Annotated in this window: 14 protein-coding genes; 2 read left to right on the top strand and 12 right to left on the bottom strand. The window is 55.1% G+C overall.

The window, feature by feature from the left end; translation table 11 throughout:
* Nucleotides 1-75: 75 nt before the first annotated feature.
* On the top strand, nt 76-1,446 hold the full coding sequence (gene xseA / locus FE839_RS12155; RefSeq protein WP_138361062.1) for an exodeoxyribonuclease VII large subunit: 1,371 nt from the start codon (nt 76-78) through the stop codon (nt 1,444-1,446).
* Between the two features lie 6 nt (nt 1,447-1,452).
* On the opposite strand, the gene FE839_RS12150 is transcribed toward xseA, so the two are convergent.
* The gene (locus FE839_RS12150; RefSeq protein ID WP_138361061.1) at nt 1,453-1,671 is read right to left on the bottom strand and encodes a zinc ribbon domain-containing protein; all 219 of its coding nucleotides are present in this window, start codon (nt 1,669-1,671) and stop codon (nt 1,453-1,455) included.
* A gap of 493 nt (nt 1,672-2,164) precedes the next feature.
* Between FE839_RS12150 and FE839_RS12145 the strand changes: the two genes are divergently transcribed.
* On the top strand, nt 2,165-4,231 hold the full coding sequence (locus FE839_RS12145; protein ID WP_241675627.1) for a TonB-dependent receptor family protein: 2,067 nt from the start codon (nt 2,165-2,167) through the stop codon (nt 4,229-4,231).
* A 237-nt stretch (nt 4,232-4,468) separates the two neighbouring features.
* Here FE839_RS12145 and FE839_RS12140 read toward each other — a convergent pair whose 3' ends face one another.
* The 11 genes from FE839_RS12140 to FE839_RS12090 all read right to left on the bottom strand — a co-directional run bounded on the left by FE839_RS12140 (nt 4,469) and on the right by FE839_RS12090 (nt 22,025).
* Complete coding sequence (locus FE839_RS12140) at nt 4,469-4,762, bottom strand: hypothetical protein (RefSeq protein ID WP_138361060.1); 294 nt, start codon at nt 4,760-4,762, stop codon at nt 4,469-4,471.
* 468 nt (nt 4,763-5,230) lie between these two features.
* Nucleotides 5,231-6,709 (bottom strand): ribosome biogenesis GTPase Der, encoded by a 1,479-nt coding sequence (gene der / locus FE839_RS12135; protein ID WP_138361059.1) that lies wholly within the window; start codon nt 6,707-6,709, stop codon nt 5,231-5,233.
* Nucleotides 6,710-6,824: 115 nt separating this feature from the next.
* Complete coding sequence (bamB, locus tag FE839_RS12130; RefSeq protein ID WP_138361058.1) at nt 6,825-8,003, bottom strand: outer membrane protein assembly factor BamB; 1,179 nt, start codon at nt 8,001-8,003, stop codon at nt 6,825-6,827.
* 10 nt (nt 8,004-8,013) lie between these two features.
* Nucleotides 8,014-8,634, bottom strand: a complete 621-nt coding sequence (locus tag FE839_RS12125) for a YfgM family protein (protein ID WP_138361057.1) — start codon at nt 8,632-8,634, stop codon at nt 8,014-8,016.
* Nucleotides 8,635-8,668: 34 nt separating this feature from the next.
* The gene (gene hisS / locus FE839_RS12120) at nt 8,669-9,943 is read right to left on the bottom strand and encodes a histidine--tRNA ligase (RefSeq protein WP_138361056.1); all 1,275 of its coding nucleotides are present in this window, start codon (nt 9,941-9,943) and stop codon (nt 8,669-8,671) included.
* Between the two features lie 91 nt (nt 9,944-10,034).
* Entirely contained in the window at nt 10,035-11,156 is a 1,122-nt protein-coding gene (ispG, locus tag FE839_RS12115; protein WP_138361055.1) for a flavodoxin-dependent (E)-4-hydroxy-3-methylbut-2-enyl-diphosphate synthase, read from the bottom strand.
* Between the two features lie 26 nt (nt 11,157-11,182).
* On the bottom strand, nt 11,183-12,160 hold the full coding sequence (rodZ, locus tag FE839_RS12110; RefSeq protein ID WP_138361054.1) for a cytoskeleton protein RodZ: 978 nt from the start codon (nt 12,158-12,160) through the stop codon (nt 11,183-11,185).
* A 274-nt stretch (nt 12,161-12,434) separates the two neighbouring features.
* Nucleotides 12,435-13,601, bottom strand: coding sequence for a dual-specificity RNA methyltransferase RlmN (gene rlmN, locus FE839_RS12105; RefSeq protein WP_138361053.1), 1,167 nt, complete (start codon nt 13,599-13,601; stop codon nt 12,435-12,437).
* 289 nt (nt 13,602-13,890) lie between these two features.
* A complete protein-coding gene (gene ndk, locus FE839_RS12100; RefSeq protein ID WP_138361052.1) occupies nt 13,891-14,322 on the bottom strand; it encodes a nucleoside-diphosphate kinase in 432 nt (143 codons plus the stop codon).
* Nucleotides 14,323-14,753: 431 nt separating this feature from the next.
* Nucleotides 14,754-17,078 carry a peptidoglycan glycosyltransferase PbpC gene (pbpC, locus tag FE839_RS12095; protein ID WP_138361051.1) on the bottom strand — a complete coding sequence of 775 codons (2,325 nt, stop codon included), beginning with the start codon at nt 17,076-17,078 and terminating at the stop codon, nt 14,754-14,756.
* Nucleotides 17,079-22,025, bottom strand: coding sequence for an alpha-2-macroglobulin family protein (locus tag FE839_RS12090; RefSeq protein WP_138361050.1), 4,947 nt, complete (start codon nt 22,023-22,025; stop codon nt 17,079-17,081).
* Nucleotides 22,026-22,405 lie beyond the last annotated feature (380 nt).

The raw sequence follows: 22,405 nt of genomic DNA, 5'->3' as shown, positions 1-22,405 counted from the left end.
TAATACTTGCGATCCCCTCTGAGCAGGTTACTATCGACTGAATAACCTGCTGATTTAAAATTTGATCTTGCTCACATGTTTCCATCCCAGTCACCCTCAATTTACACGGTAAGTCGCCTGAATCAGGCGGTTCGTCTGCTGCTGGAACGTGAAATGGGGCAGGTATGGATTAGCGGCGAGATTTCAAATTTCAGCCAGCCATCATCAGGCCACTGGTACTTCACCTTAAAGGACGATAACGCTCAGGTGCGCTGCGCGATGTTCCGCAACAGCAACCGCCGCGTCACTTTTCGCCCACAGCACGGGCAGCAGGTGCTGGTGCGCGCGAATGTTACCCTTTACGAACCACGCGGCGATTATCAAATCATCGTTGAAAGTATGCAGCCAGCAGGTGAAGGTCTGCTTCAGCAGAAGTATGAGCAGCTCAAGGTGATGTTGTCTGCAGAAGGGTTGTTCGATCAGCAGCATAAACAGCCCCTCCCCTCACCGGCACACTGCACCGGCATTATTACGTCAAAAACCGGCGCCGCACTGCACGATATTTTGCAGGTGCTCAAGCGTCGCGATCCCTCGCTACCGGTTATTATTTACCCGACCGCCGTTCAGGGCGATGACGCCCCAGGGCAGATCGTTCGCGCGATTGAGCTGGCCAACGCACGTCAGGAGTGCGATGTGCTTATCGTCGGGCGCGGCGGCGGTTCACTGGAAGATTTATGGAGTTTTAACGACGAGCGGGTCGCGCGGGCGATTTTTGCCAGTCAAATTCCAATCGTCAGCGCGGTAGGCCATGAAACCGACGTCACTATCGCTGATTTCGTCGCTGATCTACGGGCGCCAACGCCTTCCGCCGCGGCGGAGATTGTCAGCCGTAACCAGCAGGAGTTGCTGCGCCAGATACAATCCGGGCAGCAGCGTCTGGAAATGGCGATGGACTACTTCCTTGCCAACCGCCATCGTCGCTTTACCCAGCTTTTTCACCGCCTGCAACAGCAGCATCCCCAGTTGCGGCTGGCTCGCCAGCAAACGGAACTGGAAAGATTGCGTCAGCGCATGCGTTTCGCCCTTGAGGCGCAAATGAAGCGCGCCGACCAGCGCCAGCAGCGCGCCATACAGCGCCTGAATCAGCAAAACCCGCAGCCGCGTATTCACCGTGCCCAGAGCCGTATTCAGCAACTCGAATACCGACTGGCGGAAAACATCCGTGCACGACTTGCTGAACAGCGCGAACGCTTCGGTAATATGGTCACGCACCTGGAAGTCGTCAGTCCACTGGCCACCCTCGCCCGCGGCTATAGCGTGACTTCCGCCAGCAACGGTACCGTGCTGAAGCAGACCAAACAGGTACGCGAAGGCGATCTCCTCACCACTCGCCTGAACGATGGTTGGGTAGAGAGCGAGGTAAAAACGGTTACGCCGGTGAAGAAAACCCGGGTAAAAAAGAAGTAAGGCCAGTTACTCTACCGCTTCCCACTCAACGCGTTTTTTCGAAATCAGCCCGTGTCCGTTCTGACAAAAGTAATCCACCGCGCCGCAGGCTTTTAAAACGTCCAGCGGCTTATGGCACTCCGGGCAGCGAGCTTCCACTGCAAAATCTTTCGCACAATGCTCACAATGAATGCTATTGGCCTGTACCTCAAGCCGGGCGCGGCATACGGGGCAATCAAATTCCATAGTGACTCCTGATGAAGTTGGTCTTGCGCGATTTTATCATGTTTCAGGTTTGATAAAGCCTGCGTACATAACTGCCTTTTCGGTTTGATATGGTGAAAATAGCGCATTTTTTGTTTTCACCTGGTATCCGTTACCGCACAGCAACCTGCTGATGAGCGATACACTTCCGACGGTTTCGTCCAGTGGACCGGAACAACCTAATAATTGCCCCATAAAATAGTTTCATTCATAAACTTTAAACATCTTTATCAAAAATTTTGATTTAGGTTAAGTCTCTATTTAAGTTCAACAGTAATCACACTCTCTGTGGCGCGTCTTTCCTGCTTTTCTCACTGAAACCTGTCGTATTACACACCATATCCGCCCTTTAACCAGGCCACCAAACCAACCCTTGACAACATCATTTCATTTTCGGGTAGATACCGACCCACAATTAATAATGATAATGTTTATTAAAATCATTATTAATAACAACCATTATTCAGGGATAAAAATGCAGTACTCGAAGATAGCAACATTAATAACACTCCTGATGGCAGGAAACGCCAGCGCCGCTGCTGAACAAACAATCGTAGTTAATGGCAACATCCTCGGTGACTCTCGCGCTGAAGCGGTAAAAACATGGGCCGGAAGCCGGACCGTTATCAGCAATGAACAATTAGAAAAAGGGGCGAATCGCACACTGGATGATGCCCTACAGCGCGTTCCCGGAGTAAAAATTCAGGATGAAACGGGGACCGGAATTCTGCCACAAATCGCGATCCGCGGTTTGTACGACAGTCGTAGCGGCCGAGCGCAAATCCTTGAAGATGGGATCCCCCTGGCGCTGGCACCATACGGACAAGAGGGAATGTCGCTTTTCCCGGTGACGTTTGCCACCATTGACCGTATCGATGTGGTTCGCGGCGGTGCGGCTGTACAGTACGGTCCCAACAATGTCGGCGGCGTAATAAATCTGATCAGTAAACCCATCCCGTTGAAATGGGAGAATGAGATCTCAGAGCGAGCCACCTTTTATGGTAAGGGCCGCAACCTGTGGGACACCTACCTGAGAACTGGCGGAATGTTGAACGATGATTTTGGCTTGCAGGTTGAAGCCAATCAGGTAAAAGGTAACTCTTTCCGCGAACACAGCGACAGTAAAGTGCAAAATTTCCGCATAAGAGGTCTCTGGAACATCAATGAAGACACAACCCTAAACCTCTCATACCAATACTACGATGCACATGCAGATCTCGCCGGCGCGCTATCGGCTGAGGACTATCAGCATGATCGCAGGCAGAGCACTCGTCCGTGGGACGATTATGATGGCCATACCAAACGCTACAGCGCTGTCTATAACCAGCTATTAGGATCCCTGGGAATCATCGACTCTGCCGAATTTAACTGGCTATTTTTCGGGCATAACTCCGATCGCGATTTTCATGTCGGAATGAGTAAAGTCTCCGGCCAGACATGGAACCCTTCGCTACCTGCAGACATCGTACAAAACTCTCCACGACACTTTAAGGTATGGGGTACGGAGCCACGTCTGAGCATGGATATTACGGGCGATAACGTCAATCAACAGTGGATCATTGGTGGTCGTTTTGTCAGTGAAAAAATTGATTATCAGGTACGCCAGAAAACCCTCGCCACAGGTACAACCGCGGTAACCCGCGACTGGAGTTTTAATGATAAGGCCTGGGCCGGTTACATCAGCGACGCCATAAAACTCTTCGATGATTCATTAACTATTACTCCGGGTATGCGTTTCGAACATGTCAGCGAAAAGTACACTGACAACAATACGGGTCTGCATACCTCTTCCCCTGACGACCAGTGGTTACCCGGGCTGACCGTAGGTTATCAAATGACGCCGCAATGGTTCCTGTATGCTGATATGCAAAAGAGCCTTCGCCCCGTACAGGTCACGCAAATTGTAAAAGGCGGAGATGTCAACTCGGAGCTGGCCTGGAACTATGAAAGCGGCGTGCGCTATACGCCGACAAAAAACATCAGCCTGCATGCGGATATTTACCGGATCGACTATAAAGATCAAATCTCTTACGACAGCACATCAGACAGCTATCTCAATATAGGCCGTACCCGACATCAGGGGATTGAGCTGGAAGGGTTCTGGAGTCCAGACGTGGTTAGCGGGCTAAAATTGCATGCAGGGTACGCATATCTGCAGGCAGAACAACGTAATGGCGTCAACCGAGGAAAAGAAGTGCCATACGCCTCGCGCAATCAGGTAACACTCGACGGTAATTATGACTGGCGTGGTACAACCTTTACTCTCGCGGGTTACTACTTCAGTAAATCTTATTCCGATGCAGCAAACACGCTTGATGAAAATAGCACCGGCTCAGCAGGACAACTGCCATCCTATTGGGTATGGAACGCACAGGTTAGCCGCGATCTCTACAAATCCGGCAACACCGTTTTGAACGGTTATATTGGTATCAATAATCTCTTTAATCGTGATTACTGGTTCCGCGGAATAGACACCAGCCCGTGGGGACGTCAACCCGCACCGGGGCGTTCGGTTACCGCTGGCGTTAGTATGAAATTCTAACCATCATAAAAGCCAGTTTATATTTGAACTGGCTTTACTACTCACCCCGGTCTCACAAACAAGAAAACCTCAGTTTTACCACTCCGGCACTGGCATCGTTTCACTATTGGTGAATAACGCTGTGTTAAAAAAATAGACATGGGCGATCCTGCCAATTAAATTATTTATATAGCAAGATAAAAAGGATTAGCAGGCTGAAAACATCAAAACCGCTGTATCCGAATCACGAATTTCAACTCATTGATTCCGCTGACGCCATTCTTTAACCATCTCTTTTGTCACTTCTTTTTTATAACAAATCGGCGAGTAACCTCCGGCTTTGCTCCAGGCGCTGCGGCGACCGCATGAACTTCCGTTACGTGCCGTATTAAATGGGCAGGCGCATGTACCGGGGTAGGAAGCGATAGAGTCGTCAATAATCCTCTGCTTCACCTGGTTATCTGTTAACGGAGCCAATTTGGCGATAGCCATATCTGACGCCAGGATAAAACCAGCAGCAAGCAACGAAATAGTCACTAATTTGATGTTCATTTGACTCTCTCCGGGCAGTTGATAAACATCCAGAGTATGCGTTGAATAGTAAATCAATATTGTTCTTTACCAACCGCATCAGTCTACCTATTAAAAATAGTAGTTTACGCGGTATGACACAGGAGATCCGTCTGACTAATATTAAATAATATATGATCTACAGAATTTGGGCGCCGGGAAAATTCGGGTAAGACGATCAGGCTAAATTAATCTTCAAAGATAAAAATATCAATATTATCAAGCCGCCTGATTCCGGCCCGTCACTATAGCAATGTTCTTACTACAGCAAAAAGCTAAGTGGGATATTGAGCTCTTTCCAGAGCAGTACTGATTAATAACACCTCATCTTGTTTCAAAAAATACGTTGGCTTTGCCATAAAAAACTGCACCTTACTTAGTCGGTGTCCAACTTTTAGGGTGCAGTTCACGTTCACAGATGCGGCTTCGTATTTCTCGCCAGTGGATCGCTTATTTGCTTTTCTTGATATGTTTAATCAGGCGCTTACGCTTACGCATCTGGTTCGGCGTCAGGGTATTGCGTTTGTTGGCAAACGGGTTCTCCCCTTCCTTGAACTGAATACGAATAGGCGTCCCCATCACTTCCAGCGATTTGCGGAAGTAGTTCATCAGATAACGTTTGTAAGAATCCGGCAGATCTTTCACCTGGTTACCGTGGATCACCACGATTGGTGGGTTATAGCCACCAGCATGGGCATATTTCAGCTTCACGCGACGACCGCGCACCAGCGGCGGCTGATGATCTTCGGCAGCCATGGTCATGATGCGGGTCAGCATCGCGGTGCCCACGCGACGGGTTGCGCTGTCGTAGGCCTCACGTACGGATTCAAACAGGTTGCCGACGCCGCTACCGTGCAGCGCGGAGATAAAATGCACCCGGGCAAAATCGATAAAGCCCAGACGGAAGTCCAGGGTCTCTTTCACCTGCTCTTTCACTTCCTGGCTCAGACCGTCCCATTTATTGACGACAATCACCAGCGAGCGACCGCTATTGAGGATAAAGCCCAGCAGGGACAAATCCTGGTCGGAGATACCTTCTCGCGCATCAATCACCAGCAGCACGACGTTAGCGTCTTCAATTGCCTGCAGGGTTTTGATAACCGAAAATTTCTCTACAACGTCAGATATTTTACCGCGCTTACGCACGCCCGCGGTATCGATAAGCACATATTCACGCTCATCACGTTCCATTGGGATATAGATACTGTCACGAGTCGTGCCCGGCATATCGTAAACCACCACACGCTCTTCGCCCAGGATGCGGTTGGTGAGCGTTGACTTACCTACGTTCGGGCGACCGACAATGGCCAGCTTAATTGGCAGATCCTGCGGGTTAAAGTCATCTTCCGGCTCGGCAACGTCTTCACCGTTCTGTTCCGCTTCAAACTGCGCCCAGTATGCCGCGTCGTCATCAACTTCTTCTGGCGGATTCACTTCGTCAACCCACGGCAGAAGCACATGCTCCAGCAGGCTGGTCACGCCGCGACCATGTGAAGCAGCGATCGGATAAATATCGCCTAACCCCAGCGACCAGAAATCAGCAATCGCCTGATCGGCATCAATACCGTCAGTTTTGTTTGCCACCAGGAAGGTTGGCTTTTCACGAGAGCGCAGATGTTTAGCAATCGCCGAATCCGCAGGCATCAGACCAGCACGCGCATCGACCATAAACAGCACTACGTCCGCTTCTTCAATCGCCAGCAACGACTGCTCCGCCATCCGCGTCTCAACGCCATCTTCGGTACCGTCGATCCCGCCAGTATCGATACAGATAAATTCACGGCCTTCCACTTCAGCACGACCGTACTTACGGTCACGAGTCAGCCCCGGAAAATCCGCGACCAACGCATCACGAGTGCGCGTTAAGCGGTTAAAAAGCGTGGATTTTCCAACGTTAGGGCGCCCGACAAGCGCGACCACAGGTATCATGTTAAATGCCTCATACAAAAATCGATACAACGCCGTATATCGCGACGTTTTTTAAAAAGTCAAAACGGCCCCTGTCTGCCAGGGGCCGTTTCTCAAAACCAGACAACTGCCGTATTTAAAGCGTAATCGCGTACAGCGTGCCGTCTTTGGCCTGGATCAGCAACTTACCGTCAGCAACGATCGGATCGGTCAGGAAGCCTGAGCTGTCCACCTTCTGCTGAGCGACAAAGTGACCATCTTCGGGATTGATCCAGTGCATATAACCTTCGCTATCGCCAACAACCAGGTTGCCATTATACAACGCAGGCGCCGTCAACAGACGATGCAGTAGATCGCTTTGCGTCCACAGCGTCACGCCGCCATCGGTGGTCAGCGCCAGCAGGCGATCGTTCTGGTCTACCAGGTAAATACGGTTTCCGTCAACGATAAAGTCGTTTACCGAGCCCAGTTCACGTTTCCACATAATCTGACCACTGCGCAGATCAAGCGCTGTCAGATTGCCGTTATAAGCCAGCACATAAACCACACCGTTCACGATAACCGGCGTCGTATCAACGTCATTAAGACGATCGATTTCAGTCGGCCCGGTCGCTGTAGAAATGCGCTGTTGCCAAATCATTTGCCCTTGCTGCATCAGCACCGCGCTGACGCGGCCGTTATCACCGCCAACAATAGCGGCGCCATAGGCGGTAGCCGGCGCGGATTCACCGCGCAGGGAGAGTGCGGGCATATCAAGGTTAACGGTCCATTTTATCGCCCCATCGGCTTCGTTCAGCGCCTGCAACTGACCGTTGGAGGTATGGATCAGGACCATGCCGTCGCTCACGACCGGACGAGACATCGCTTCGCCCGCAACGCTCGTCTCCCATGCGACGCTACCGTCGCTGGTATTCAGCGCATAAACTTTGGCTTTTTCGCTACCGATATAAACATGACCGCCGGAAACAGTGACGCCACCGGAAAGCAACGCAGGCGCACGTGAGAACCAGCCGTCTTTCTCAGCCAGGTTAACCGACCATACCTCTTTACCGTCGCCTGAGCTCAGGGCCTTAACGGTACCTTTACGATCGGCGGCATACACCACACCATCAGCAAAAGCTGGGTGCAGATTAGAGTAGAATTCGCCAATACCGTCGCCGACAGAGGTGCTCCAGGACGTGGACGGCGTAAACTGGTTTTCCACCGTCGGCAGTGGCGACATCTTCACCACATCTTCTTCGCCGTTGAACAACGAACAACCGCTCAGTAAGGTAACGGAAAGCAGCCCTGGCAAAAGTAATTTACGCAATTGCATCGAGTCCCTCTCAGATGGACAAATTATTTATTTTCATACGCATCATTTCGCTGAGCGCCGGTGAAGCATCGCTTGTCGAGCCAGCTTCCCAGGCCGCTTTCGCCCCTTGCTTATCGCCTTTACTCAGCAGGATCTCGCCGCGCAAATCGGCAACAATCGCCGTCCAGCCTTCGCCTTTCACGGCATCCAGGGTTTTCAGCGCCGCATCGGGTTGCTTAAGCTGCAGTTGTACACGCGCAAGACGCAAATTGATAACCGATTTCAGGTTATCATCAGAAGCGGCCGCCAGCCCCTGCTGAAGCTGCTTTTCAGCACTCTGCAGGTCGTTTTTATCAACAAACTGCTGCGCCAGCTCAAGCGAAGCAAAGGCACCATAGGTGTTTTTGCTGTCGGCGGCAAACTTCTGCGCGGCGTTCAGCGCATCTGGCTTATCCGATTTGAGCGCGGAAATCGCATTCTCATAAGCCAGCGATGAGCCTCTGGCGGTATCTAACTGATGGGAGGTCCAGTAGCGCCAGCCAACCAGTGCGCCAACGCCTAAAATCACCCCGACGGCCAGCGCTTTGCCATTTTCGGCAAAGAAACGCTTAAGCGCATCGACCTGATCATTTTCGTTATTGTAAATTTCCACGCAGTCCTTCTCCTGACTAATGATTCCCGGGAGATTACCCCAGAAGTGTGCGCAAATGCGCGGCAACGCTATCCTGCGTTACGGTAGTTTGCTCACCTGAGCGTAAATCTTTCACTACCACGTTTCCGTCAGCGATTTCTGATTCACCCAGCACCAGCGCAACGCGCGCGCCCCATTTATCAGCGCGCGCAAACTGCTTCTTAAAGTTGCCGCCGCCGTGGTTGGTCATCAGCTTAACGCCGGGTAACGCATCGCGTACCTGCTCAGCCAGACGCATTGCTGCAGACTGGGTGCCGGTTCCGGAGGCTACCAGGTATATATCGACAACAGGATCGGCTTTAAATTCCGGATTCACTGCCTGGACCAGTAAAACAAGACGTTCCAGCCCCATCGCAAAACCTACGCCAGGCGCGGCGCGGCCACCGAGCTGCTCAACCAGACCGTCATAACGGCCGCCAGCGCAGACGGTCCCCTGGGAACCAAGGCTGGTGGTTACCCACTCAAATACCGTGCGGTTGTAATAATCAAGACCGCGCACCAGACGCTGATTCACGGTATAGCGGATACCGGCATCATCCAGCAGCGCGCACAGCCCGGCAAAGTGCGCTTTAGACTCTTCATCCAGATAGTCGCCCAGCGCCGGCGCGTCGTTCAGCAGCGCCTGTACCTCAGGATTTTTCGAATCCAGCACGCGTAGCGGGTTGCTGTACATGCGGCGTTTGCAGTCTTCATCAAGCTTATCTTTAAATTGTTCAAGATAGGCCACCAGTGCGTCGCGATAGTTGGCGCGGGCTTCCAGCGAACCGATAGAGTTCAGCTCCAGGGCAACATGGCCGGAGATACCCAGTTCACGCCACCAGCGGGCGGTGAGCATAATCAGTTCCGCGTCGATGTCCGGGCCCTGCAGGCCAAAAACTTCTGCGCCTATCTGGTGGAACTGGCGATAGCGCCCCTTTTGCGGACGCTCATGACGGAACATCGGCCCGATGTACCACAGGCGTTGCTCTTGATTGTACAGGAGACCATGTTCAATACCGGCGCGCACGCAACCAGCGGTACCTTCCGGACGCAGGGTCAGGCTATCGCCGTTGCGGTCCTCAAAGGTGTACATCTCTTTTTCAACCACGTCGGTCACTTCACCGATAGCGCGTTTGAATAACGGGGTCTGCTCTACAATCGGCAAACGGATCTCGCTGTAACCGTAGCTACCAAGCACCTGCTTCAGTGAGCCTTCAATGCGCTGCCAGAGAGCGGTTTCGCCCGGCAGATAATCGTTCATGCCACGGATGGCTTGAATGTTCTTTGCCACGTTTAGTCTCTTTATATATACAAAAATGAACCCCGACGCTTCGCGCCCGCAGGTTCAATCATACACGGGAAGCGTATTGCTTCCCAATACGTTATTTCGCTTCAACCTGCTGAATATCGATACGACGCGCTTCATCAAGCATCGAAGCTTTCGCACGAATACGCGATTCCAGTTGCGCGATCATATCGTCGTTATCCAGCCTGTCTTTACGCACACCATCTTCGTACAGGCCGCTTTTTTTATTGCCGCCGGTCACGCCAAGCGTCGAAACCAGCGCCTCGCCGGGACCGTTTACAACACAGCCAATGATCGAAATATCCATTGGCGTAATGATATCTTCCAGGCGCTGCTCCAGCGCATTGACGGTACCGATAACGTCAAATTCCTGGCGAGAACAGGTCGGGCAGGCAATAAAGTTGATGCCGCGAGAGCGGATTCGCAGCGACTTCAGAATATCGAAGCCGACTTTAATCTCTTCAACCGGATCCGCCGCGAGGGAAACACGCAGGGTATCGCCGATCCCTTCGGAAAGCAGTAAACCGAGCCCGATAGCGGACTTCACCGCGCCGCTGCGCGCGCCGCCCGCTTCGGTGATCCCAAGATGCAGAGGCTGCTCGATCTGTTTAGCCAACAGACGATAGGACTCGACCGCGAGGAAGACATCGGACGCTTTTACGCTGACCTTGAACTGTTCAAAATTCAGACGATCGAGATGATCAACATGACGCATCGCTGACTCCAGAAGCGCCTGTGGGGTCGGCTCGCCGTATTTTTCCTGGAGATCTCTTTCCAGTGAACCGGCATTCACGCCAATGCGAATGGGGATATTTTTATCACGAGCGCAATCCACCACCATACGGATACGCTCTTCATTGCCGATATTACCCGGGTTAATACGCAGGCAATCGACGCCATATTCCGCCACTTTCAGCGCAATTCGGTAATCGAAGTGGATATCGGCGACCAGCGGGACATTAACCTGCTGTTTGATAAGCCTGAAGGCTTCCGCCGCATCCATCGTTGGCACCGAAACGCGAACGATATCTGCGCCAACGCGCTCCAGAGCTTTAATTTGCTTGACCGTCGCTGCCACATCAGTGGTGCGCGTGTTTGTCATCGACTGTACGGCAATGGGGGCGCCATCGCCAATCGGCACATTCCCAACGTAAATTCGTTTCGATTTTCTACGTTGAATCGGAGCCTGGTTATGCATGAAAAATCTCCCGCGTTACCCGTCTGTTACTGCGCCGGTGATGGTTCGGCATTGAGGGTCAGACGCGCAACCTGGTTAGTTCTGATAAAACGACTTAAATCGACGGGTTTACCCAGATACTGAATCTGCACCGCCGCCGGCGCACCGATTTTCAGTTTATAAGGCGGATGACCGCTCAGATTGAGATTACCGCCTTTGCGCTGCAAACCGCTGAACAGCTTTTTACCGGTGGAATCGCTGACTTCCAGCCAGCAGTCAGCGGTAAAGTTCAACACCAGATCCTGAACAGAGGTCGCCGCAGCGGCCACACTTGCCTGATCGGTCGGCAGTGGTGAAGCCGGATTTGCGGGCGCTGGAGCTGCCGTCGTGTCAACGTTCGCCTGAGAAGGCGCAACGACGGCGTTATTATCAACCGGAGCCGGAGTCGACGCCGCAGGCGCCGGAGGAGCCTCTACCGGCGCACTGTTCGCAACAGCGTCCGGTGTGGAATTCGCCGTACTGTTATCCAGAGGGATACGTTGACTGCTGTTATCGACAGCATTGAGTTCAGCGGAAGATTGATCGGCCATGGTGGAGATCTCGTCCTGCTGTGCTTTGTGATCCTGCCACCACCAGGCGCCGCTGAGGCCAATCACCACGAACAGCACCAGCCAAGTGAAACTCATCAGCCAGCCGTCACGCTTTTTACGGCGTTTGCCGAGCGAGAAGCTCTGCATCGGCGCAACTTTCGCCGCACGAATCGGCGCCTGCTTTGCCATCATCGGCAGCAGTTCTTCTTCCGGGATATGCACAAGACGGGCATAAGAGCGGATATAGCCGCGCAGGAAGGTTGAAGCAAGATCGGCAGGCGCCTTATCGTCTTCAATATCACGAACCGTGGAAACCTTCAGGCATAAGCGTTCAGCCACGGCTTGTTGGCTGAGCCCGAGTTGTTCGCGGGCATTACGCAGACGCGCGCCCGTGGTGTTTGCTTCTTGATGATCTTGAGTGGCTTCAGTATTCATTCGTTACAACTACTGGTACGTGAAATTTAAAGTTCAGCGCCGGTAACCCCGCGCCGCGAGACATCTGCTCAACGTCAGACAAACAGTATAAGTCCGTATGACGCGCTATCACAGAGACTTATCAATATTGAATGCTAAGCGGTTGTTGTACCGCTACATACTGCCTCAAAGTCGACAAAAACGCACCGTAATTATTAATCAGAACAGCGTATTTCGCCCGGCGATGCAACAGAGTGACGCAACACACATCCTGGGTTGTGCATTGCATCATTTATCAGACTGCTTTCACCGCGATCGCTTCACCCTGCATCCGTTTACGCAGCGTACGCTTGGTACGATCGATAACATCCCCGGCCAGTTGACCGCAGGCGGCGTCAATATCGTCACCACGGGTTTTACGCACAATGGTGGTGAAGCCATACTCCATCAGCACCTTAGAGAAACGGTCGATACGGCTGTTGGAGCTACGACCATACGGCGCGCCCGGGAAAGGGTTCCACGGAATCAGGTTGATCTTGCACGGCGTATCTTTCAACAGCGCAGCCAGTTCATGCGCATGTTCGGTACCGTCATTGACGTGATCCAACATAACGTACTCGATGGTGACGCGACCCTGGTTGGCGTTGGACTTCGAAATGTAGCCACGCACCGAATTCAGGAAAGTTTCAATATTGTATTTCTTGTTGATCGGCACGATCTCATCGCGAATGGTGTCGTTCGGCGCGTGCAGGGAGATCGCCAGCGCCACGTCAATCATATCGCCCAGTTTGTCCAGCGCCGGAACCACGCCGGAAGTGGAGAGCGTGACGCGGCGTTTGGAAAGACCAAAGCCGAAGTCGTCCAACATGATTTCCATTGCCGGAACCACGTTGGTCAGGTTCAGCAGCGGCTCGCCCATTCCCATCATCACCACATTGGTGATCGGACGCACGCCGGTGGTTTTCACCGCGCCGACAATTTTCGCCGCGCGCCAGACCTGGCCAATAATTTCCGACACCCGCAGGTTACGGTTAAAGCCCTGCTGCGCAGTAGAGCAGAATTTACACTCCAGCGCACAGCCAACCTGTGAAGAGACGCACAGAGTGGCGCGATCGTCTTCCGGGATATACACCGTTTCAACGCGCTGATCGCCGACGGCAATCGCCCATTTGATGGTGCCGTCGCTGGAGCGCTGCTCTTCAACGACTTCCGGCGCGCGGATCTCCGCGACTTCTTTCAGTTTGCTGCGCAGAACTTTGTTGATGTCGGTCATCTCATCAAAGTTATCGCAGCAGTAGTGATACATCCATTTCATCACCTGATCGGCGCGGAAAGGCTTTTCGCCCATGTTTTTGAAAAACTCGCGCATCTGCTGACGGTTGAGATCCAGCAGGTTGATTTTGGCATCGTTGTTCGGCACCGTCAGCGCGGCGCTATCAGGTGTGACTATTTGTTCAGACATAATTGATTCCGGCCTCGTTATTACACGTTATGGCCCCTGGAGGGTTGAAAAAGAAACGCCCCGGAGAGCAACGGCTCATCCGGGGCGCTGTATTCTACAAATTCTGGCCCATCAATACCACGTTTGCACGCGGCAATGATGAAAAAATCTGTAACTGCCGGCCTGATCCTCTAAGGATTTTCAACTGTCGCAAAGCGGCCAGTTCGCAAATCCCCGTGAGCATAGATAACTCTGTGACCGGGGTATGCGAATAACGCCAACAAAGCGGTGGCGTGAAAGACGCAGAAGATTAGCGGGTGCGCGGGCAAACCTCGCCTTCAGCAAAGAAGAACGCGATTTCGCGCGCCGCGGATTCAACGGAGTCGGAACCGTGGGTGCCGTTCTCGGTGAAGCTGTCCGCATAGTCAGCGCGCAGGGTGCCCGCCAGCGCGTTCGCCGGGTTGGTTGCGCCCAGCAGATCGCGGTGGCGCTGTACTGCATTTTCGCCTTCCAGCACGGAAACCACGATCGGACCGGAAGTCATAAATTCAACCAGACCGTCGAAGAACGGGCGACCTTCGTGCTCAGCGTAGAAACCACGAGCCTGCTCAACGCTCAGATGCAACATTTTGGTGCCAACAATTTTGAACCCTGCTGCTTCAAAGCGAGAAAAGATACTGCCGATAACGTTTTTTGCCACCGCGTTTGGTTTGATGATGGAAAAAGTACGTTCGATAGCCATGATAACCTCTTTATATATGTTGTTCTGGTTCGCAGATGAGACCGATATACCCATCATACTTCAAATTGCAGATGCGTTGACTTCTGAACGACGCGTCTCATCCATGCGACTTGCCCTTACAGGCCGTCGCAAGCGATGTTCAAATCTGCTCCCGGCAGATTTGTCACTCAGCCCAGTCACATAACTATCGATGTGCCCGGGGATTCACGCTCTCGCCGCGTAATTCGGCCTGTGGCCTCGCCTTGACGAGGCCAGCAGAAACGCGGTTTAAAGCGGTTAACCGTTTTGTCCCGCAACTCGAATTATTTAGGGTATAAATAAGGCGCGAATTATAATCATCATCTATGGCGATTGCCTATGTGTTTAGGTAACATTTTTTTAAAAAAAAGCGACCGTAAACAACAAATCCGGCCAATTAAGCCTCACGCCGCTTATTGCACGGTGAAATTCTCGGCAACAATCTGCCCGCTCTCATCCATCACCACCAACTGGTAACTATCGGCACGCTCAAGATTAAGGGTGATGCCGGCCCCTTCCGCCGTCAGCGGCGCGCCATTCAGAAACCACCAGCGCCGCCCTTCCCCGCCGGTCGTCTGCAACGGCAGCATAACCTTGCGCTCGCCGGGCAGACGTTTAATTACCGTCCCCTCGCGAATACCTGATAGCCCCAGCGGAGCGGCATTGACGATTTGCAGCGGCGAACACTCCGCCGCTGCCGCGGGCAACCTGGCGAGACGCCGTTCGCCTGCGGGTAGCCAGGGCTCCAGCGGCAGCGGCCAGACGTCGATCGTTTTCTCCATCGCGCCAGGGCAATCCGCCGCCGTTCGTAACCCTTTTTCATTTAACCATATCGGGAAACGGATCCCGCGGATACCTTCCTGCCCCGGCAGCAGCAGCGTCGGCGGCTGGCTCTTATCCAACAGCCAGGTTGCCAGCCGTCGGCGGCAGTTCGCATCGCCCGTCGGCAAATTCTGCCCGCCGGGCCAGCAAATGGTTCCGGCGCTCACCGATGGCGGGCGCGGATCGGTCGGTAACCCGCCACGGCTCATCGTCGGTCGTGCCAACAGCATGTTATTGACCTGATTAAGCAGCGGCACCGCGCTGGCAAAGCCAAACTGCCCGACGACCGGCGTTCCATCGGGTCGCCCGGTCCAGATACCGATCAGGTAACGGGCATTTATGCCGATTGCCCAGGCATCGCGATAGCCGTAGCTGGTGCCCGTTTTCCACGCCAGCGGCACCACCTGCGTCAGCGACGCATCGGGAACAGGCTGCGCTTCACCGGCCAGAATGCGCCGCACAATCCATGCCGCCCCCGGCGACAGCAGCGGCCGTTCCAGTAACGGAGAGCCCGGCGTGATACGCAGTCGCGCCGCCTTACCATGACGGGCGAACGCGCTGTAGGCCGCCACCATATCCTCAAGGCGCGCTCCGGCGCCGCCGAGGATCAACGACAGATTTGGCTCCGCGCCTCCGGGAAGCACCAGCGACAACCCGGCGTTACGTAGCCGGGCGGCAAAACGTTTCGGTCCGTAGGCCTCCAGCACCTGCACCGCCGGAAGATTCAGCGACCGGACCAGCGCGTCGCTGGCGCTAACCGGGCCGTGAAAACCGCTATCAAAGTTGCCCGGACGATAGTCGCTAAAGCGGCGCGGAACATCCTGTAACAAAGAAGCCGGGTGAATCAGCCCTTCATCCAGCGCCATACCATAGACAAACGGCTTGAGTAACGAGCCGGGAGAGCGGATAGCCGACACCATATCAATATGACCAAAGCGGCTGTCATCGCGAATATCCGCCGACCCCACCCAGCCGCGTACTTTCATATTGGTATGATCGACAACAATCATCGCCAGCGAACTGCGCGGCGGCAGGCGCGACTTCCAGTTCAGCGCCAGATCCTCCAGTTGTCGCTGCAGCCCGGCATCGAGGGTTGTCACCACCTTCTCGTCACGGCTGCCCGCCAGCGCGCGGCGGGAAAAAAGCGGCGCCAGCTGCGGCATCCGGCGCGGAAACAGCCATACGGGTTCTTCGATAGCTTCGCGCACCGCTTTTGACGGCCACACGCCCTGGCTTTGCATCCGCAGCAATACTTTATCGCGCGCCGCCTGGGCGCGCTGCGGCCAACGGTCCGGACGCAGGCGACTCGGCGCCTGGGGCAGCACCGCCAGCAGCGCCGCTTCGCCATAGCTTAACTGCGCGGGCGGTTTACCGAGATAGGCCCAACTGGCCGCGCCGATACCCTGTAGTGTCCCGCCGAACGGCACCCGGTTGAGATATAGCGTGAGAATTTCGCTTTTTGACAGATGCCACTCCAGCTGTAGCGCCCGCCAAAGCTGACGCAGCTTGCCGCCGAAGGTACGAGGATGCGGATCGATCAGGCGTGCTACCTGCATTGTCAGCGTACTGCCTCCGGAGATCACCCGCCCGGCGGTCAGATCCTGCCAGGCGGCCCTGGCGACCGCCAGGGGATTTACGCCGGGATGATCCCAGAACCAGCGATCTTCATACTGGATCAGCGCCTGCAAATAGCACGGTGACACATCGGTAAGCGTCAGCGGATAGCGCCAGACACCCTGGGCATCGGCAAAGCGCCACAGCGGCGTCCCGTCTTCCGCCACCACCACTCTGGCAGGCGTGACGTCATGCAGCGGCAGCGGCCACACTCTGTCGGCCGCCAGCACCGCCAGCCACAACAGGGCAATACTCGCCGCCAGCCAGCGCCAGCGACGCTTTATGCGACTCAGCGCGCGCATTTAAGGAGCAACGGTCAGCGGGCCGCTGGCCGCGCCGGTTGCCCGCCACTGCGGGACATACATGGACTCCACCTGCGGTTGCGGAACCTGATACGTTCCCGGCGTCACCGCGCGCGCCAGATAAACCAGCGTCACCGGCTGACCTTCATTAATCGCCACGGCGGCCACAAAACGATCGTCGCGAAACTCAATGTGCTGGATATCCGCCTGCTGCATCTGGTTCAGCAGACTCTGCACCACCTCGCCATTTTCCTGCAGGCTGGCGCTGCTGTTGGCCAGATTCTGGTTTTCCAGCTCCATCCCCGCCGGCAGTAAATCCACCACCAGCGCGTCAGGCACGTTACGCCTGGCGGTGACTTCCAGCTTCACCAGTACCAGCTCGCCGCTGTGCAGCGAAGTGAGCGATTTTTGCTGCCCCTGGGTATCAAAAATCTGCCGTTCAATCCCCAGCACGTTGCCGCCCGGCTGCGGGGCGCTCTGCGGATAGCCGCTGCTGTCGAGGCGTAGCCACAGCGGCTGCTGGCCGGTGTTGCTCACCTGCAGCGCCGCCAGTTGGTCGCCGGTCAGATTACGGGTTTGCGCCTTATCGCCAGAGAGCGGTCCGGCCTGCAGGGAAGTTTGTGCCTGCCAGTCGCCAGGACTCTCCTGCAACCTGCGCCCGGCAAGAAACAGAGCGTTACTCTCCTGCGTTGAGAGCCAGCGCTGGCCATATGCTTCTTCCGCCAGCTGGCTTAACAGGGTATTTTGCGCCTCCGGCAGCAGCGTGTTCTCCTCCAGCAGCGCCAGCTTCAGCGCATCATCGCGCAACTCGCTACCGTAGTCGCCAAACCAACGATTAGCATCCTGACGCGGCGTGATCATCGCCAGCTTCAGGGCTTCATCGCCGCGCGGCACATCGCCCATCGCTTTCAGCGCAATCCCCAGTTGCAGCAGCGGCAGCCCGGAACGCGCCTGGTCGTGACGGCTCCAGATTTCGCGCAACGCGCCGAGCGGCGCTTTTTGCTGTCGCGCCAGCACCAGCGCGGCGTAAGCCTGAGCGGCAAAGCGGCTGGCCCGGGCATCATCGCTATAGCGAACGGTGATCAGCCCCGGCTGCTGTAAATAACGCAGCAGGCGCTGGTTGCCGTTGTTGACGGCGTTAACCGGCACGCTGTAGCCCTGTTCACCCGCACGCACAAGAAAGTCCATCGCATAGGCGGTCAGCCAGTACTCCTCCGGCCCCTCTTTATCCCACAGGGCAAAACCGCCATCATCACGCTGCATTTGCAACAGACGCGAAATGCCGATATCCACCGCCGCGCGCCGTTTTTCATCGCTGTCGCCACGAATGCCCAGCGCCTTAAGCTGTGCGGCGTTAGTGTAGAGCGACGGGAACAGTCCGCTGGTGGTCTGCTCCAGACAGCCATAAGGATAAGCTTTCAGATCGCGAATATAGCGCGCCAGATTCAGCGGCGGTTTGCCGCTCAACACCAGTTGCCCTTGCAGCGTGGCGGGCGAGAAGCCCTGACGTTGCGCGGCCGGAGCCTGCCAGCTTTCACCCGCTTGCAGGAGCACGCCGGAACTCACGGTTTGCGCCGGAAAGGCCGGGCGCACGCCCAGCGTCCACTGTTTCTGCATCGGCGTAAAAGTTTCGCCCGGCAGATTCAGGCCGCTGATTGTGGCGTTAACCTGTCCGTCGCCAAAACCGTCATTCGCGCGAACGGAGACAAACAGCGTGCTGCGCGCGCCGGGGGCAAGCTGTACTGGCGCCAGTTCTCCGCCTTCCAGCTGAAGCAGGCCGCTGGCGGTCAGAGCAACATTAAGCGTTTGCGGCTTATCGGTCAGGTTGCTGAGATCCAGCGCCAGACGAGCGGTATCTCCGCTGGCGAGAAAACGCGGCATATTCAGCTCAGCTATTACCGGCGCGGCAACGATAACTTTCTCTTCGCTGCTGCCAAAATCATCGGCCGTCCACGCCTGGGCCATTACCCGCAGTTCGCCGTTAAAGTCACCGACTGGCAGGGTGACCGTGCCTTCGCCTTTATCATCCAGTACCACTGGCTGCGCCTGCTGCGCGACAATCATGACGTGGTTGACCGGCGGCTTGCCGCCACGCTTGAGCTCATCGCCGTCACCGCCGAAGCGCAGGCTGGCAAGTCGCCCCTGTCCTTCAATCACCTGGCCGTAGATATCGTAAATATCCGCGCCGTAGCGCTTCTGGCCAAAGAACGCGTTCCACGGATCCGGCGTCGCATAATCGGTAATATTCAATACGCCGCTATCCACCGCCGAGAGCAGAACGTTCACCTGCTTCGGCGTCTCGCCATCTTTGACGCTGGCTTTAACGTTAACCGTCAACGGCCGGTTCGGCCGCATTTTATCCGGCACGTCCAGCGCCAGGTTCAGGCGGCGATTTTCATCGCCAAGCGGCAGATGCAGCAGACCCACCGCCCGTTTTGGCGTCGCGGAGCGTGATTTATCTCCCGGACGAATCACCAGCGTGCTGAGATACAGGTCGTGACGATTCCAGGCTTTATCTACCGGAATAGACAGATCCATGCCTTGTTCCGGAACCTCTATTTCCTGCCACCACAGCGGCCCGTCGCTCGATTCCACCAGCGCATAACCTTTACCCGCCGCCGGAGCGGCAATATGCAGCTTGATGGTATCGCCCGGTTTATAGGCCGGTTTGTCCAGCTTCATGGTAACGCGATCCGGGCGCGTCGCCCCCTGGCCGTCGCTGTTATCCTGCCAGCTGTAACCGGCCCAGAAGCGCACGCTGCTGACGACATCTTCCGGCCCTTTGACTTCCAGGCGATACGCGCCCCACTCAACCGGAAAGCTCACTTTCGCCGTCTGCCCGGCAGACAGATCCAGCGACGCCTCGCCTTCCAGGAGATCTTTTTGATCGAACTGCGACTGCCAGCCCTCGTTATCGGACCAGTTCCAGTAGTAGTCCCGGCGCTCGCGAATCAAGCGCACCTGCAAACCGGAGACCGCTTTTTTCTCGCCTTTGGCATCGGCGTAGACAATCTCAAACGCGGCGTCGCCGTTTTCATCGACGACCGGCTGCCTGACGGTTCTGTCGGTGCGATAGTCGTAAACCTCTTTCAGGGGAAATTGCGGACGAATGCCCGGTAGCGTATCGGCTGGCCAGATTGGCTGCCGGACGGTACGCGTAACCGGGCGTCCGCCAGATTCCAGCAGGCTGGCCTGCAGGATCACCTGCAACGGCGAGTGGCTCTCTTTCCATTGGCTGGCGGCGGTGATTTCGGCATGCCCCTGCTCATCAAGAGTGGCCCGCACTTCATCAAGGCTACGGGAAAGGTTCTCTTCGGCGATATCGCCAAACTGGAAGCCCGGCAGCGCAGGCACCGCGTCGCGCAGCGGGCGCAGGAACAGTTTGCCCTGTAGTAGGTTACCGCTGGCCGGCGCGCCGTACAGATACGCGCCGGTAACGGCAAAACGCACATCCGCCGCAGGCGCAATCGGCATATTTTGCGGCGTCAGGTTTAGCGCCATGCGCTCGGGCATAAAATCTTCCACATGGAAGTCCCACTCGCGCGGCTGGTTATCGCCCGTGCTGGCGCGTATATGCCACATTCCGGTCGCTGCCCCACTATCGAGCGGATACGTAAACTGATACAGGCCATTAACCGGTTTGCTGAGCGTTGAACGGATAACCTGGCCGTCCGGTTGTACCACTTCGAGCTTTACCGGTTGCTCTGTCAGCGGTTTACCGTCGCTATCGCGAAGTAACGCGTTAAGCATCACCGTTTCGCCGGGACGATAAAGGTCGCGTGGACCAAACATAAAGAGCTGCTTACTGAAACCCGGCGCGCCGGCAATAGAAAATTCAGCCAGATCCAGCGCCGGAAGTTTAAGATCCAGCAGCGTGGTTTGCCCGTCCTTGCGCGCCAGCAGCAGCGCAGCGTCTTTATCGGTTTGCAGCGTGACGTGGCCCTGAGCGTCGCTTTCCGCCTGCGCCAGAATCTGCCCTTTGGCATTCAACAACTGCACATTAATACCGGACTGCGCCGCGCCGTTTTCCAGACTCTGGGTAAAGACATCCAGTCGGTTATGGTAACGGTGCGCGGATACGCCAATATCGCTGAGCGTGAACAGCGTCGCGGCGTTGCTATAGCTGTAGCGGCCCGCCTGATTCATCACTGCGATATAGACGCCCGGCTGTTGCAGAGGTTTGATATCCGCCAGCGGCAGCAGCCGTTTTTCTCGCGTATTGCGGGCGGGGTTGAGATCGAAACGGCCAGTATAGACCAGATCGGCCATTTTCAGCAGCTCATCCGACTCCCAGTTGCTCAGCGAATGACGGTATTCCCACTGGCTGACAAAAGCGGAGAGCGATTCTGGTTTGACACGGAAAAAGTTCACATCGACATTATCAACATTCAGCGTCATCACCGGCAGACCGGCGACCACTTTCCCCGGCAACAGCGAGCCGCGGCTGGCAAACCCGATACTCGGGGCAATATCGCGGGTCGTGATGGTTTTTTCAAAACTGCGCTCAAACGTCGCGTGATTTAGCGCCGTCAGCGTCGGGTCTACCGAGACAATCAGCTCACGTTTTGGCTCCAGATGGCGAAACCGCAGCTCTTTCAGGTTCGGCGCCAGCTCCCAGGCACCGTCCACTTTGCCGTTTTTTTTGTCCACCAGATGCACGCTACGGGAGAAATCCTGATCCGGCTGCAGAGGGATAGAAAAGGTCAGCACCAGCGTCGCCGCGCCGTCAAGCTGTGCTTCTGAGGCATCAAGCAGCGTCAGCGCTTTGCCCTGGCTTTTTTCCGCCAGCGCCGCCAGCCTGTCGCTGTCCGGTTTCGCGCTGTCTTTATCCGCTACCGCGGAGGCCGCAGGGGCGACCGCCTGTGGTTTGCCGCTGTCATCGCAGCCAGTCAACGATAATGCGGTGAGTAGCGCCAGCGAGAGCGCCGCCAAACGAAATGGTTTCATCCTTCTAACCCCTCGGCCCGAGAGCCAGATACATTCAGTGAACACATTATTATGCCTTAACGACAAAATTACCAATGGCTCGCCAGCCGGTGATATTGAACGATGTGAAACAAAAATGGGTGTGGATAACGAATATCTGCAATGAATTAATTATCAAAATATCAAAGAGCAACATTCTTCTCACATAGAAAAAATCATCCGCGTTGCATCTGAATGGCGGCGAAAAGGAACCTGTAAGCTTACGCAAGCGAAGTGACCGGATAGATTCTGGCGACTGACCAATATGCATCCTGAAAGGGAACGGGTATCCGTATTGAATATCATCGGCGATATGACTTTTTTTTCTGAATTATTACTCTCATCAGACATATAAATTGACA

The sequence above is a fragment of the Klebsiella indica genome (assembly GCF_005860775.1).
GTDB classification, from domain to species: domain Bacteria; phylum Pseudomonadota; class Gammaproteobacteria; order Enterobacterales; family Enterobacteriaceae; genus Klebsiella; species Klebsiella indica.
This window is presented reverse-complemented; position numbering and strand designations above follow the sequence as displayed.

Coding starts and splice junctions, on each gene's coding strand:
- xseA (WP_138361062.1), top strand. CDS start 76: ATGTTTCCATCCCAGTCACCCTCAATTTACACGGTAAGTCGCCTGAAT.
- FE839_RS12150 (WP_138361061.1), bottom strand. CDS start 1,671: ATGGAATTTGATTGCCCCGTATGCCGCGCCCGGCTTGAGGTACAGGCC.
- FE839_RS12145 (WP_241675627.1), top strand. CDS start 2,165: ATGCAGTACTCGAAGATAGCAACATTAATAACACTCCTGATGGCAGGA.
- FE839_RS12140 (WP_138361060.1), bottom strand. CDS start 4,762: ATGAACATCAAATTAGTGACTATTTCGTTGCTTGCTGCTGGTTTTATC.
- der (WP_138361059.1), bottom strand. CDS start 6,709: ATGATACCTGTGGTCGCGCTTGTCGGGCGCCCTAACGTTGGAAAATCC.
- bamB (WP_138361058.1), bottom strand. CDS start 8,003: ATGCAATTGCGTAAATTACTTTTGCCAGGGCTGCTTTCCGTTACCTTA.
- ispG (WP_138361055.1), bottom strand. CDS start 11,156: ATGCATAACCAGGCTCCGATTCAACGTAGAAAATCGAAACGAATTTAC.
- rodZ (WP_138361054.1), bottom strand. CDS start 12,160: ATGAATACTGAAGCCACTCAAGATCATCAAGAAGCAAACACCACGGGC.
- rlmN (WP_138361053.1), bottom strand. CDS start 13,601: ATGTCTGAACAAATAGTCACACCTGATAGCGCCGCGCTGACGGTGCCG.
- ndk (WP_138361052.1), bottom strand. CDS start 14,322: ATGGCTATCGAACGTACTTTTTCCATCATCAAACCAAACGCGGTGGCA.
- pbpC (WP_138361051.1), bottom strand. CDS start 17,078: ATGCGCGCGCTGAGTCGCATAAAGCGTCGCTGGCGCTGGCTGGCGGCG.
- FE839_RS12090 (WP_138361050.1), bottom strand. CDS start 22,025: ATGAAACCATTTCGTTTGGCGGCGCTCTCGCTGGCGCTACTCACCGCA.